The 12,530-nt window shown below is 57.5% G+C and carries 13 protein-coding genes; 4 read left to right on the top strand and 9 right to left on the bottom strand.

Features of this window, described 5'->3' with window-relative positions; all coding sequences use genetic code 11:
* Positions 1 to 6: 6 nt before the first annotated feature.
* The gene (locus H7R76_RS07835) at positions 7 to 912 is read right to left on the bottom strand and encodes a LysR family transcriptional regulator (RefSeq protein ID WP_182930278.1); all 906 of its coding nucleotides are present in this window, start codon (positions 910 to 912) and stop codon (positions 7 to 9) included.
* A 174-nt stretch (positions 913 to 1,086) separates the two neighbouring features.
* Here H7R76_RS07835 and H7R76_RS07830 point away from each other — a divergent pair, with 174 nt between their 5' ends.
* Positions 1,087 to 1,836 (top strand): SDR family NAD(P)-dependent oxidoreductase, encoded by a 750-nt coding sequence (locus tag H7R76_RS07830; protein WP_106924327.1) that lies wholly within the window; start codon positions 1,087 to 1,089, stop codon positions 1,834 to 1,836.
* Positions 1,837 to 1,888: 52 nt separating this feature from the next.
* On the opposite strand, the gene H7R76_RS07825 is transcribed toward H7R76_RS07830, so the two are convergent.
* The 5 genes from H7R76_RS07825 to H7R76_RS07805 all read right to left on the bottom strand — a co-directional run bounded on the left by H7R76_RS07825 (position 1,889) and on the right by H7R76_RS07805 (position 6,964).
* Positions 1,889 to 3,121: an MDR family MFS transporter gene (locus tag H7R76_RS07825; RefSeq protein ID WP_420259423.1), complete on the bottom strand. Its 1,233-nt coding sequence runs from the start codon at positions 3,119 to 3,121 to the stop codon at positions 1,889 to 1,891.
* Positions 3,122 to 3,136: 15 nt separating this feature from the next.
* Positions 3,137 to 3,898 (bottom strand): siderophore ABC transporter ATP-binding protein EitC, encoded by a 762-nt coding sequence (gene eitC, locus H7R76_RS07820; protein ID WP_182967434.1) that lies wholly within the window; start codon positions 3,896 to 3,898, stop codon positions 3,137 to 3,139.
* Positions 3,898 to 4,935 carry a FecCD family ABC transporter permease gene (locus H7R76_RS07815; RefSeq protein ID WP_106924324.1) on the bottom strand — a complete coding sequence of 346 codons (1,038 nt, stop codon included), beginning with the start codon at positions 4,933 to 4,935 and terminating at the stop codon, positions 3,898 to 3,900. The genes eitC and H7R76_RS07815 overlap by 1 nt, the downstream gene beginning before the upstream one ends.
* Complete coding sequence (gene eitA, locus H7R76_RS07810) at positions 4,935 to 5,933, bottom strand: siderophore ABC transporter substrate-binding protein EitA (protein WP_182967432.1); 999 nt, start codon at positions 5,931 to 5,933, stop codon at positions 4,935 to 4,937. Before eitA ends, H7R76_RS07815 begins: the two co-directional genes overlap by 1 nt.
* A gap of 158 nt (positions 5,934 to 6,091) precedes the next feature.
* Positions 6,092 to 6,964 (bottom strand): LysR family transcriptional regulator, encoded by an 873-nt coding sequence (locus H7R76_RS07805; RefSeq protein ID WP_106924322.1) that lies wholly within the window; start codon positions 6,962 to 6,964, stop codon positions 6,092 to 6,094.
* 132 nt (positions 6,965 to 7,096) lie between these two features.
* On the opposite strand from H7R76_RS07805, the gene H7R76_RS07800 reads away from it, so the two are divergent.
* Positions 7,097 to 8,083: a zinc-binding dehydrogenase gene (locus H7R76_RS07800; RefSeq protein WP_106924321.1), complete on the top strand. Its 987-nt coding sequence runs from the start codon at positions 7,097 to 7,099 to the stop codon at positions 8,081 to 8,083.
* A 42-nt stretch (positions 8,084 to 8,125) separates the two neighbouring features.
* Here the strand turns inward: H7R76_RS07800 and H7R76_RS07795 are convergent, their stop codons facing one another.
* A complete protein-coding gene (locus H7R76_RS07795; RefSeq protein ID WP_106924320.1) occupies positions 8,126 to 9,013 on the bottom strand; it encodes a LysR family transcriptional regulator in 888 nt (295 codons plus the stop codon).
* A 164-nt stretch (positions 9,014 to 9,177) separates the two neighbouring features.
* Between H7R76_RS07795 and H7R76_RS07790 the strand changes: the two genes are divergently transcribed.
* Complete coding sequence (locus H7R76_RS07790) at positions 9,178 to 10,029, top strand: Vmh family MBL fold metallo-hydrolase (protein ID WP_106924319.1); 852 nt, start codon at positions 9,178 to 9,180, stop codon at positions 10,027 to 10,029.
* Positions 10,030 to 10,130: 101 nt separating this feature from the next.
* Here the strand turns inward: H7R76_RS07790 and H7R76_RS07785 are convergent, their stop codons facing one another.
* On the bottom strand, positions 10,131 to 11,306 hold the full coding sequence (locus H7R76_RS07785; RefSeq protein WP_182967430.1) for an MFS transporter: 1,176 nt from the start codon (positions 11,304 to 11,306) through the stop codon (positions 10,131 to 10,133).
* An 81-nt stretch (positions 11,307 to 11,387) separates the two neighbouring features.
* On the opposite strand from H7R76_RS07785, the gene H7R76_RS07780 reads away from it, so the two are divergent.
* Positions 11,388 to 11,888: an Lrp/AsnC family transcriptional regulator gene (locus H7R76_RS07780; protein ID WP_182967428.1), complete on the top strand. Its 501-nt coding sequence runs from the start codon at positions 11,388 to 11,390 to the stop codon at positions 11,886 to 11,888.
* A 25-nt stretch (positions 11,889 to 11,913) separates the two neighbouring features.
* On the opposite strand, the gene H7R76_RS07775 is transcribed toward H7R76_RS07780, so the two are convergent.
* Positions 11,914 to 12,501 (bottom strand): hypothetical protein, encoded by a 588-nt coding sequence (locus tag H7R76_RS07775; RefSeq protein WP_182967426.1) that lies wholly within the window; start codon positions 12,499 to 12,501, stop codon positions 11,914 to 11,916.
* Positions 12,502 to 12,530 lie beyond the last annotated feature (29 nt).

Below are 12,530 nucleotides of genomic sequence, written 5' to 3'. Positions count from 1 at the left end.
CCTTTGCTATCCCTTCAACGCCGCAGGAAAAACATCGCTAAGCCATTCAATAAACACCCTCAGGCGCGAAGGCAGATGCCGGTTATGCGCATAGACGACGTGGAACGGATACGGCGCCGGACGCCATGGGCTGAGTATCTCCACCAGCGTTCCGCTGGCCAGCGCGTGTCGCAAAGAGTAGGTAAAGGTCTGCACAATACCTAACCCGGCTTCGGCGGCGGCAATATGCGCATTGCTCTCGTTAATCCCGAGGTGATGCTCCGTTTTAATCTCGGTGACAACACCGTTACGTAGAAAGCGGAATGGAAACGCTCTGCCGCTGGCGGGCGACAGATAGCTGACGAGACGATGCCCGTTCTTGAGCTCATCGGGAGAGGCCGGTACACCGTAGCGCTTGAGATAGCCCGGCGTGGCGCAGGTGATTAACGGCGACGCGCCGATTTTTCGGGCGATAAGCGTCGAGTCGTCCATCGGCCCGCCGCGGATAGCGCAATCAAGATTACCGCCGATCAGGTCCGCCGGACGGTCAGCCACCGCCAGATCGAGACGAATATCCGGGTAGCGCGACATAAAATCGGCCAGCAACGGAACGAGAACATCGCGCGCGGTCGAGCCGCCAATCGCGATGCGCAGATGGCCCTTGATGGTTGCCGGCGCGGTCTTAAACGACGCGTCAATCTCATCCAGATCCCGCAGCACGCTCAACGCTTTCTCGTAGTATTCCTGCCCTTCCGGCGTAACGGTTATGCGCCGCGTAGTGCGTTGTAGCAGGCGCGCGCCAAGATGCGATTCCAGCTGCTGGATCGTTTTGCTGATGGTGGCATTGGGCATGTTCAGCGAATCCGCGGCACGCGTAAAACTGTTGGCTTCAACGACCCGGGTAAACACTTTAAGCGCTAAAAATCGATCCATTATGCCCCTTTATCACCCGCGATTATTCACTCACGTAAACAGTGTTTTTCACTTTCGCACATTTTTCTCCCCCCGGCGATGGCGGTAGAGTAGCCCCCGTAGTGAGCAGCCTGGTTATCGCTGTAAGTCGATGACTCAATTGGCATATTTATACTTTAGTTAAGGAAATGCGTCATGAGTAAAAAACTTTCTGGAAAGATAGCGTTAGTCACCGGCGGCAGCACCGGGATTGGTCTGGCAGCGGCGAAAGCGCTGGCGGAACAGGGCGCACGCGTTTATATCACCGGCCGCCGTCGGGAAGAGCTGGACGCGGCGGTCGCTGAAATTGGCACCGCAGCAACCGGCATTCGCGCCGATGCATCGGCGCTGAGCGACCTGGATACCGTCTTTTCCACCATTGCCAGCGAATCAGGTCGTCTGGACATTCTGTTCGCCAACGCCGGCGGCGGCGACATGATGCCGCTGGGCGCCATCACCGAAGAGCATTTTGATCGTATTTTTGGCACTAACGTGCGCGGCGTGCTGTTTACCGTGCAGAAAGCCTTGCCGCTGTTAAGCAACGGCGCGTCGGTGATTCTGACCGGTTCGACGGCAGCGGTAAAAGGTACCGCCAATTTCAGCGTCTACAGCGCCAGTAAAGCCGCAGTGCGCAGCCTGGTGCGCTCCTGGGCAATGGATCTGAAGGATCGCGGCGTGCGTATCAATGTGGTCAGCCCGGGGCCCATTCGCACCCCAGGGCTCGGCGGGCTGGTGCCCGATGAACATCGCCAGGGGCTGTTCGATGCGCTGGCCGCCGAGGTGCCGCTTGGCCGTCTGGGCGAGCCGGAGGAAGTCGCCAAAACCGTCGTCTTCCTCGCGTCGGATGACGCGAGCTTTATTAACGCGGCGGAAATTTACGTCGACGGCGGATTAGCGCAAATCTAAGCCCCTTTCTCGTCGCCATTTTGACTGCAGGCCCGTCCTTAACGCCGGGCCTTCAGCGATTGGGCAGCGGGCGGCAAATCAGCACCATGGCCAGCGCGCTGCAGAGCGGAAACAGCGCCAGCAGCAGCCACGGATAAATCGCCTGCACCGACGGGACCAGCGCCGCATCCAGCAGGTGGCCAAAGGCTAAATTCCCCGCCAGCACCGCCACGCCGCCGGCCGTCGCGAGCGCGCCATAGTGTGCGCCCAGCGTCGAATCGTCGGCAAAACACGGGATCAAATCCTTGGCCGCCGGCACCAGCAGCATTTGCCCCAACGTCAGCAGCGTGACCAGACAGATGGAGGGCACAAAACGCAGCCACCCTTCCGGCGGCACGCTGGCGGCAAACATCGCCACGCTGGCAAAGGCGGCAGACAACAGTAAAAAACCCACCGGCAGAATGCGGACCGCGCCGACTCTGCGGGCGAAACGCGCCAGCGGCAGCTGAAAGGCAATAATCAGCACCGAGGCGAGCATAAACAGCGGCCCGAGATCTTTCTCACTGCCGCCCGCACGTTGAATCTCTACCGGCAGCGCCAGGTAGAGCTGGTTATAGCTCAGCAGCCACGAACTGTAGGCAATAATAAAGGCGACAAAACGCGGCTGACGAAACGTGGTCCACCACGGCAGCACGTTGAGCGGCCGCCTTTCCTGCTGCGCCAACGGCAGACAAAAAAAGAGCACCACCAGCGCGACGACAAAGACCCCGGCCCCCATCAGCGCCACCTGGCGGAATCCCAGCCCCGTCAGCAGCGCGCCCGCTGCGGGCCCCAGCACCGCACCCAGTTCACCGCATACGGCGAACAGCGCGAACCACTCGGCGCGGCTGCGTTTGCCGCTCGCCTCGCTCTGGGTCCCCGCCCTGGCCAGCAGCGCTTCAATCGACGGTGAGAACAGCGCACCGCCGACGCCGGTGAGACATGCCCCCACAATAATGGGCCACAGCGATTCGCCAAAGGCCAACAGCAGATAGCCCACCACGCGAATCACACAGCCGCAGAGGATGACCGCGCGCGCGCCGAAGCGATCGGAGAGCGCACCGCCGACAATAAACATGCCCTGCTGCGAGAACGTACGCAGCCCCAGAATCAGCCCGATAAGGCCGCCGGAGAGCAGCATATCGTCGCGAAGGAATATCGCCAGAAACGGGACGACCGCGTAAAAGCCAATATTGAAAATGAACTGGCTGCCCAGTAACACGGGCGGCCAGAGCTTAACCGCAGGGCGCAGGGAAAATGACCGCATCACAATCGCCCGGCGTTAAACGATAAAGTGAATGTGTTTTTTGCCATGAAACCGGGAGATCTCAATTTTCGTTTTCACCCGGAAAACGTCCCACAGCAGCGTTTCAGTGAGAATATCCTGCGGCGAACCGGTCGCCACAATTTGCCCTTTCTGCATCACGATCAGTGAGTCACAGAACATGGCGGCGTGATTGAGATCGTGGATGGCGACAATGCTGGTGACCGGCAGCTCGCTAATCAGCTGCATTAGCTGCATCTGGTGATGAATATCGAGGTGGTTAGTCGGTTCATCCAGCAGGATTTCCGTCGGCGTCTGCGCCAGCGCGCGGGCAATATGCACCCGCTGGCGCTCCCCCCCGGACAGGCTCAGCCAACCCTGATCGCTTTTTTCCAGCATATCAACCCGCTGCAGCGCTGCGGTGACGGTTTCGTCGTCGTGGGTACTCCAGTTCGAAAACGGAGAATGGTGCGGAATTCGCCCCAGCTTGACCACGTCGCGCACGCGCATATTGGCATCGGTCATGCCGTGTTGTTCAACAAAGGCTACCCGGCGGGCAAGCTGCTTTTTGCCGATCCGCGCCATATCTTTCCCGTCCAGCGTCACGCTACCCGCATCCGGGCGACGCAGGCCCGCAAGGATGCGCAGCAACGAGGATTTACCGCAGCCGTTAGGGCCAAGCAGGCCAACGGTTTCGCCGCGAACGGCGCTTAACGACACCCCATTCACGATAACCTTTTTACCCACCTTCCAGGTGATATTGTCCGCAGAGATGCTCATCACTTAGTCCTTGAACGGTAGATAATCACGGCAAAGAAAGGCACGCCGACCAGCGCCGTTACTACGCCCACCGGCAGGCTTTGTGGCGCAATCAGCAGGCGCGAGGCGATATCCGCCAGCACCATCAGAATCGCCCCGGCCAGCGCGCAGGCAATCAGCAGCGTGCGGTGCAGCGGGCCAAAAAAGAAGCGCATCACGTGTGGCACCACCAGCCCGACAAAGCCTATCGAACCGGCCATACTGACAATCGTCGCGGTAATCAGCGCGGTGGTGGTAAACAGGATCAGCCGCACCCAGGGCACGGCAATCCCCAGCGAGGCGGCGGCATCATCACCAAAGGTAAAAGCATCCAGCGCGCGGGAGTAGTAAAGGCAGACGGCCAGCCCGACCAGCACCACGACCAGCACCAGTTGAAACTCCGGCCAGCGCACGCCGCTAAAACTGCCCAGCAGCCAGAACATGACATCGCGGGCCTGCTGCGCGCTGGCCGACGTGCTGATGGTGTAGGCGGTGATGGCATTAAACAGTTGAGAGGCCGCAACGCCGGCCAGAATAGTCCGTTCGTTACCGCCGCGCGCGCCGTTGGTTAAAAAGGCCACGAAGGCAAAGGCGGCAAACGCACCGGCAAAGGCACCAGCCGACAGGGAAACCGCACCGGTCCCGACGCCCAGTACCACGACCGACACCGCCCCCGTTGACGCGCCGGCGGAAACGCCCAGTACGTAAGGCTCCGCCAGCGCATTCTTCAGCAAGCTTTGCAGCACCGCGCCGCAAATCGCCAGCCCAGCGCCGCAGCAGGCCGCCACCAGCGCACGGCTGAGACGGAAGTCCCAAATCACGCTTTCATAGATGCGGTTGAGCGGGACATCGGTCAGCCCGAGCTTATTGCCAATCGCGTAAAAAACGCTTTCCAGCGGGATCGACAGCTCGCCGACGCTAACGCCAACGGCAATGACCAGCAAAAGCAGGCACAAAGAAAGCAGGCACGAGGAGGTCAAAAACAACCCCTGGCGCGATTGCAGCACGGTTGCGGTCATTAATTCAGCCCCAGCTTTCTCAGCTGTTCACCCACCTGTTCAGCGCCGTAGAGGGTTCTGATGGTCGGGTTCATCGCCTGGCCGTCCATCACCACGATATGGCCTTTTTTCACCGCGTCCAGCTGGCTGACGGCCGGGTCACTTTTGAGGAATTTAATTTTCTCCTCCGCGTTATCCAGCGCCCAGCGGTTGCGGTCAAGGCTGGAAACCACGATCACATCCGGATTTGCCGCGATAATACTTTCCCAGCTCACCGTCGGCCATTCGGTTTCAGAGGTAATGGCGTTATGCCCGCCCAGCACGTTAGCAATAAAGCCGGAGGCGCTATTTTTACCACCGACGTAGGCATCGGCAGAAGGCGATGCGCTAGAGAACCAGAAGACGAAGGAGAGACCTTTTTTATGCTTGCCGAACTCTGCGCGCAGGTCGTTTTCACGTTTTTTGAAATCGGCAACAACCGCAGCACCCTTCTCCTGGACATTAAATATCGTGGCAAAATCTTCAATCTCTTTATAGAGATAGGTCATATCCCACAGTTTCTGACGGCTACCGTACATGTCGCCGGCGGCCTTTTTAGTCGCACACATTCCGGGGGACAAATAGCTGTTTACGCCCACGGTCGCAAAATCTTCGCGTTTAGCGACCTTGCTTTCCGGGCCCAATAACAGCGGCAGCTGCGCGGCAACAAAGTCCGGATTTTGCGCCAGGACGGATTCCAGCGTCGGAATTTCCACCGTCAGCAGCTTGATTTTTTCATTTTGCTCCGCCAGCGATGGCAGTACCCGGGTTGGCCAGAATGCGCTGGCGACGACATTTTTTTGCAGCCCCAGCAGCAGCAGAATTTCCACGGTATTTTGCCCCAGCGCCACCACGCGCTGTGGCGCCTGGGTAAACGTCTCTTTATACCCGCAGTTTTCGATGGTCAAAGGATAGGTCGTTGCCAGAGCAGAACTGATTGACGCCAGCACCATGCCTAACGCGCAGAGGGTCTTTTTCATTAACGCTATCCTTCATTAAAATTATTGTGGGAAATATTGCAGGCGATTTCTTAATGTAAATGAAACTCATTACTGAGGCCGAGTTTTATACAATGACCGATATAACGTGTCAATGAGATATGGTGGCGGACGAAACGCCCGCCAGACGAGCGCGCGAGTTAGCTCAGATTCGCCGTAAAGCGGCTGCAAAAATCGAGATAGGCGCGTATGGCCGGAGCCGGATAATGCTGGGGGGGATAAACCAGATGAATGTGCTGCTCGGGTAAGGGATAGTCCTCAAGAAGGCCGACCAACCGCCCCTGCGCGATATCCTCATTCACCATAAACGGCGGCAGTTCGCTGATAACATCCCCGCTCAACACGCGCTGGTAGAGATGCGCGTAGTCATTGGTCATCAGTATCGCCGCAGGATGAACGGTTTCACCACCGAGGGACCAGACGCTTGGCCGCCAGGCGCTGGCATTCCACACCGCGCAGGGATAGCGGCTCAAATCAGCGGGTGACTGCGGCCGCCCGTATCGCTCAACTAACGAAGGTGCCGCGACCAACTGATGCCGCCAGGAAATAACCCGTTTGGCGACCATCGTTTCGTGTTCAATCGCCCCGACCCTTAGCGCCACATCAATGCCGTCGGCAACGAGATCGACACGGCGTTCGGTGGTTTGCACAAATAGCCGAATCCCCGGATAGCGCTGCTGGAACTGCGCCAGCAGCTCCCACCAGACTGTCATTGCCGGGGGGATTGATAAGCGTAAATAGCCGCTAATCTGCCGCTCATCATGCTGGCTTGCCAGCTGTGCGCCCTTGAGGATATCGACCCCGGCGCTGGCCTGCTGATAAAAATGCATCCCCGCCACCGTGAGCTTAACGCCGCGTACGGAGCGCTCGATAAGCTGGAGATTAAGTGAATCCTCCAGCGCGCGTACCCGCCGGCTTAAGGTGGGCAGCGGGATCCCCGACTGCTGTGCCGCTTTACTCAGGCTGCCTGCGCGCACCACGTACACAAACATCTCCACGGCGTTCAAATCCATATTCACAACCTCTCATTAATGGAATATTTGTTCTCATATAACGCCATATTGCAATCGTTAATGAAAGGCTATTGTTTGTGCAGACGGTTAATAACCGTTCCGACTCACCGACTCACCGAACTGGAGCACATCATGAAAGCATATGTTATTGAACGTACCGGCGGGCCAGAAGTATTAACGCTGCGCGACATTGACAGCGTAAAACCGCAGGCCAATGAGGTTCGCATCCGGGTACGCGCTTTTGGCCTCAACAAAGCGGAAGCCTACCTGCGCACCGGGAAAATGGGGCCGATTGATGCCCCCCGCGTGCCCGGCATCGAAGCCGTTGGTGAGGTGATTGAAGACCCGGCCGGCGTTTTCCATCCGGGCCAGCGCGTCGCCACGCTGATGGGCGGAATGCAGTTCGATCGTCACGGCAGCTATGCCGAAGAAGTGACGGTACTGCGCAGCAACGTTATTGACCTCGACGATGCGCCGCTAAGCTGGGCGGAGCTGGCAGCCTTACCGCAGGCGTTTTTAACCGCATGGGGCGCGCTGGATCACAGCCTTCACATCCAGGCTGGGCAGACGCTGCTTATTCGTGGTGCAACCTCCACGGTGGGCCTGGCCGCAACCAGCTATGCGCAGCACGCGGGGCTGACGGTGATTGCGACAACACGTCGCACAGAACATACCGCCGCTTTACGGCAGGCCGGGGCGAGCGAAGTGGTGATTGATGACGGCAACATCGGCGCTCAGCTGAAATCACGCTACGGCCAGGGGATTGACGCCGCGCTGGAAATTGTTGGCGCGTCGACGTTACCTGACACCGCCAGCGCGCTGCGCCCCTTCGGGCATCTGACCACCATCGGCCTGCTGGGTGGCGCGCCGATACTCAACCAGTTTAATTTGATGAGCGATTTGCCACCGGCGGTCAGCGTGAACTTCTTCCCGAGCCAGCTCTTTGGTACGCCAGCCCTGCCCCTTACCGCCTCCCCTCTGGCGCGGATTGCAGGCGATATTGCCAAAGGTAAGATGCATAAACTGGCGACCCGAGTCTGTTCATTTGATGACGTTCCGCAGGCGCACCAATGGCTGGACAACGCGCGGGAACCCAGCAAAATTGTGGTGGTCCTGTAGCCAACGGCGCGTGTCGCCCCAATAGATGCGGTAACCGCGCGTCTATTGGGGTGGCAGCCCCAGGCTTTGCTTCACGGCGTCCAGAAACAGCCCAAGCGCAGCGTGCTGATGATCGCGGGACTGATAGAGCCCATAAATCCCCAGCGGCTGCGGTTCAAACTGCGCCAGCACCTGCACCAGCCTTCCACTTTGCAGCCCCGCTCGCGCTTCAATTTCAGGCACCATCGCCAGCCCTACGTCCGCAACTGCCATATCACACAGCAGTGATGAGATACCGGCGCTGAAGTTGCCCCCCACCGCCACCGACATCACGCCGTTTTGCCGATCGCGAAAGGACCAGGACTGCCCGGAAAAACGGCTGTAGTGCAGGCAATTATGCTGGGCAAGATCGCCTGGCGTGGCGGGGATACCGTTGTTAGCCAGGTATGCCGGTGAGGCACACAAGACGGACCGGCAGGCCCCCAGATAGCGCGCAATCGCACCGGGTTCAGGCTGATTGGTTATCCGAATCGCCAGATCGATGCGCTCGCCCACCAGGCTGACGGGATGGTTATTGATATCCACCTCGATACGCAGCGCGGGATACTGACGCAGAAAAGGCGGAATCACCGGCCCCAGCAAATGCGTCGCCGTAAAGTGGGCGCAGGCGATGCGCAGCGTGCCCGACGGCGTGACGCGCGTCGCGTCACCTTCAATCCCCTGAGACAGCTGCACCAGCTGGCGCGTTTTCTCCAGCGTTTTCTCCCCTGCCGGGGTAATGGACAGCCGCCGGGTTGAGCGGTGAATCAGCCGCGCACCGGCCCACTTTTCCATCTCGTCAAGATAGCGGCTGACCATCGGGCGGGAGATGCCCAACGAACGCGCCGCCGCGCTCAGGCTACCAAGCTCGCAAATACGATTGTAGGTGATTGCTGCCATGATCCTGTCCATTGCATCTCCATTTGATCGTTTTATGAAACTCAGCATGTATTGTTTCAGGAATTCTTAATGAAGTACAAATCCGTAGAATGAAGCACAGCATTTCGTGCCAGGCTTGACTGAATGATTCCGGTTCAGCCAGCCCGTAACCTTCGGATAAGACACTAAGGATCACCATGAATATCAAGCCTCTCTCACTCATTATCTCGCTGGCCGCCGCGCCGGCCTTTGCCGCCCCGCTGCACCTTGATGTCTATAACCCGCAGGAAAAAGGCATTTTCCCGGTGTCGTCCACGCTGGTTTCCGGTCCAAAAGAAGCGGTGCTGTTTGATGCTCAGTTCAGCGTCAAAGACGGTGAAAAACTGGTGAAAATGATCAAAGACAGCGGCAAAACGCTCAAAGAAATCGTGATTACCTCCGGCGATCCGGATTTTTATTTTGGCCTTGAGCCGCTGGTGAAGGCGTTCCCGCAGGCCAAAGTGGTGGCATCACCGGCGGTGGTGGAACATATCAAAGCGACGAAGGACGCTAAGCTGGCGTTCTGGGGGCCGCAGATGAAAGACGGCAAGCCGGACAGCATTATCGTGCCGCAGGCCACCCACGCCACGCGCTTCACCGTAGACGGTGAGCCGCTGGAGCTGAAACACGCGGGCGAGTATGCCGCGTACGTCTGGATCCCGGCGAACAAAGCCATTCTGGGCGGTACCGGTATTGCCTCCGGCATTCATGTGTGGACGGCGGATACCCAGACGAAGGCGATTCGCCAGGGCTGGATGCAGGTGCTGAGCGAAATGCAGGCGCTAAAGCCGCAACAGGTGATTCCGGGGCATTATCTGGGCGAGCGCCCGGCAAACGATGGGGCCATTACCTTTACCCAACGCTACCTGCAAACCTTTGAGCAGGCGCTGAAAGACCACAAAGGATCGGCCGAGGTGATTGCGGCCATGAAGGCGGCGTATCCGAACCTTGCCGATGAGAGCTCGCTTGAGCTGAGCGCGAAGGTCAATACGCACGAAATGAAGTGGTAAGGTAAGCCACGACCGTCTCTCTCACCGCCGCGACGGATGCGCGGCGGTGATTTGTGGTGCGCATCCTCCTCAGTGTACTGAGCGACGATGCCTCCATGTGGTTAACATGATTCTGCCTTCAGCGAATAGGGTTTACGCGCGCACTGCCAGGCCAGCAGCGCCAGACCCAGCGCAATAAAGGACAGTATCGCCCCCGCCCAGTTCGGTGAGACGAGGCCAAATCCGGCGGCAATGGTCGCACCACCGGCCCACGCGCCCAACGCATTGCCCAGATTAAACATGCCGATATTGACAGAGGCCGCCATCGTTGGCGCCCCAGCGTGGCTGGCACGGTCCATGACCAGTTTCTGAATCGGAGAAACGGTAGCAAAACCAAATGCCGCCATCAGGAACACGCAAACACCGGCAACCAGCGGGTTCTCAACGCCAGCCCAGAAGACCAGCAGAACGCCCCCTTGTGCGGCCAGCGTGATAAAAAGCGTGCCAAACAGCGAGCGATCGGCAAAGCACCCCCCCAGCCAGTTTCCCACGGCCAGGCCAAGCCCAAAGAGCACCATCAGCCCCGCGACGCCAGCGGGTGATAACCCAGCGACTTCGATCATCATCGGAGCAATATAGGTAATAGAGGTAAAGAAGGCCGCGGGCCCGAAAACGGTAATCCCCATGACCAGCAGAACCTGGGGATCAACAAACGCTCGCAGTTCAGCCTTCAGCGCAATACCCGGCCCTTTTTTTATGTCGGGCACAAACAGCGCGATGCTGGCTATCGTTAACAGACCAATTCCCGCAATTCCCCAGAATACCATTCGCCAGCTAAAGGCCTGAGCAAGCCAGGTGCCAGCGGGCACGCCAAGCAGATTCGCGAGGGTTAACCCGGAAAACATCAAGGCAATTGCGCTGGCCTGGCGCCCGGGCGCAACCAGCGAGGCCGCGATAATCGACCCAATGCCAAAAAAGGCGCCGTGGTTGAAGGAGGTAATGACGCGCCCGACGACGGCCACCGACAGCGTAGGTGCCATAGCGGTGATGATGTTACCAAGAGTGAAAATGACCGCCAGCGCTATCAGCATGGTCTTACGCGGTACGCGAGACCCCACCACTGTCATAAGCGGTGCCCCGATAAAAACGCCGAGTGCATAAGACGTTGCCATTAATCCAGCCGAAGGGATGCTGACGTCGAAGCCGCGGGCAATCTGAGGGAGAATGCCGGCAATCACGAATTCCGTCAGACCAATCCCGAAGGCCCCCACGGCGAGGGCAAAAAGTGCGATAGGCATTGCAACTCCATTACTGATCATTGATTAATAAAATTAGGTGAAGGAAAGTATATTCATATTTTTATTCTGAGGGTTAACCAAATGAACGAACCAGATAAAGAAAAAAATGGTATCAGGCAGACACGGCATAAACCGGCCGATCTAGATAATATTGACCGAAAAATATTAGGTGCGCTGGCAGAAGATGCCGGGCGTAGCTACACCGAGCTCAGCGAAATCGTGAACCTTTCCGCCCCTGCGGTACACGATCGCGTGAAGAAGTTAAAACGTGATGGCGTGATAAAAGGCACGGTGGCGGTACTGGATGGCTGCAAGCTGGGCCGCACGCTATTAACGTTTCTGGTGATTGATACCAGCAGCTATGAAGCCACGCGCGCACTTTTGCAGTTCACCCATCGGCATGAAGTTGAGGAGTTGCACACTGTCGCAGGTGACGGATGCGTGCTGATGAAAATACGCGCAGCAGATACCGAATCGCTGGAGAATTTCCTGATTGAAGTTCAGAGCGTAGAAGGCGTGCGTTCCGTCCGCAGCTATATCGCCCTCTCCACGTTTCTGGAACGCGGCCCATCGCCTGACTAAAATAGAGAGTTGCGGCATACATTATTCAACGATCTCGATAAAAAAAACGGGCTTCGCTTGCATCTGTTTTACTGAATGCAAAACTCAGTGGCTGACTGATGTATGCCTTTGTTGGTTTATTAAGAAAGAAACTGGCGGAGTTCGCCGCCAGTATTCCCCATGTAGTTGATATTCGCGGTTCACCAGGAATAACTAAAGCAATATGTCCATGACCACCATCCGTACCTTTCATAACTGCCAGTACTGCCCGTCCCGAGTTTGCTAGACTTTGAGCACAGAGGTTGTTATCCACGTCAGATAGTGCCCCCAACGTCAGCCATTTACCTCCTGCTGAGTTCACCTTGTCCCATATCTGATTTGCTGTTAGAAATGTCTTTTCATCAGTGCCAAAATCGTTATAGCCCCAAATTTTGTTGAGGCCCTGGCTGGCAAATGTATTACATGGGCTGCGGTCGTTAGCGGGATCACTTGGCAGACAGACCATAAATTCCGATAGTTGATTTACCCTTAGCTTTTTAGCGTCTTCATTAGGTTGATTAATGGGCGCTACTGGGCATCGTGCATAAGCACTATATGAGAATATTAGGGCAAGAAAACCTATTACTAATTTCATTATCATTCCCCATTGAGCCCATTTCAGTG

This window comes from Klebsiella sp. WP8-S18-ESBL-06 (assembly GCF_014169755.1).
GTDB classification, from domain to species: Bacteria; Pseudomonadota; Gammaproteobacteria; order Enterobacterales; family Enterobacteriaceae; genus Kluyvera; species Kluyvera ascorbata_B.
This window is presented reverse-complemented; position numbering and strand designations above follow the sequence as displayed.

Excerpts from the sequence above, each read along its gene's own strand:
- H7R76_RS07775 (WP_182967426.1), bottom strand. The coding sequence starts at position 12,501 with ATGAAATTAGTAATAGGTTTTCTTGCCCTAATATTCTCATATAGTGCT.
- eitA (WP_182967432.1), bottom strand. The coding sequence starts at position 5,933 with ATGAAAAAGACCCTCTGCGCGTTAGGCATGGTGCTGGCGTCAATCAGT.
- H7R76_RS07815 (WP_106924324.1), bottom strand. The coding sequence starts at position 4,935 with ATGACCGCAACCGTGCTGCAATCGCGCCAGGGGTTGTTTTTGACCTCC.
- H7R76_RS07800 (WP_106924321.1), top strand. The coding sequence starts at position 7,097 with ATGAAAGCATATGTTATTGAACGTACCGGCGGGCCAGAAGTATTAACG.
- H7R76_RS07805 (WP_106924322.1), bottom strand. The coding sequence starts at position 6,964 with ATGGATTTGAACGCCGTGGAGATGTTTGTGTACGTGGTGCGCGCAGGC.
- H7R76_RS07825 (WP_420259423.1), bottom strand. The coding sequence starts at position 3,121 with ATGCGGTCATTTTCCCTGCGCCCTGCGGTTAAGCTCTGGCCGCCCGTG.
- H7R76_RS07795 (WP_106924320.1), bottom strand. The coding sequence starts at position 9,013 with ATGGACAGGATCATGGCAGCAATCACCTACAATCGTATTTGCGAGCTT.
- H7R76_RS07790 (WP_106924319.1), top strand. The coding sequence starts at position 9,178 with ATGAATATCAAGCCTCTCTCACTCATTATCTCGCTGGCCGCCGCGCCG.
- H7R76_RS07780 (WP_182967428.1), top strand. The coding sequence starts at position 11,388 with ATGAACGAACCAGATAAAGAAAAAAATGGTATCAGGCAGACACGGCAT.
- H7R76_RS07835 (WP_182930278.1), bottom strand. The coding sequence starts at position 912 with ATGGATCGATTTTTAGCGCTTAAAGTGTTTACCCGGGTCGTTGAAGCC.
- H7R76_RS07830 (WP_106924327.1), top strand. The coding sequence starts at position 1,087 with ATGAGTAAAAAACTTTCTGGAAAGATAGCGTTAGTCACCGGCGGCAGC.
- H7R76_RS07785 (WP_182967430.1), bottom strand. The coding sequence starts at position 11,306 with ATGCCTATCGCACTTTTTGCCCTCGCCGTGGGGGCCTTCGGGATTGGT.
- eitC (WP_182967434.1), bottom strand. The coding sequence starts at position 3,898 with ATGAGCATCTCTGCGGACAATATCACCTGGAAGGTGGGTAAAAAGGTT.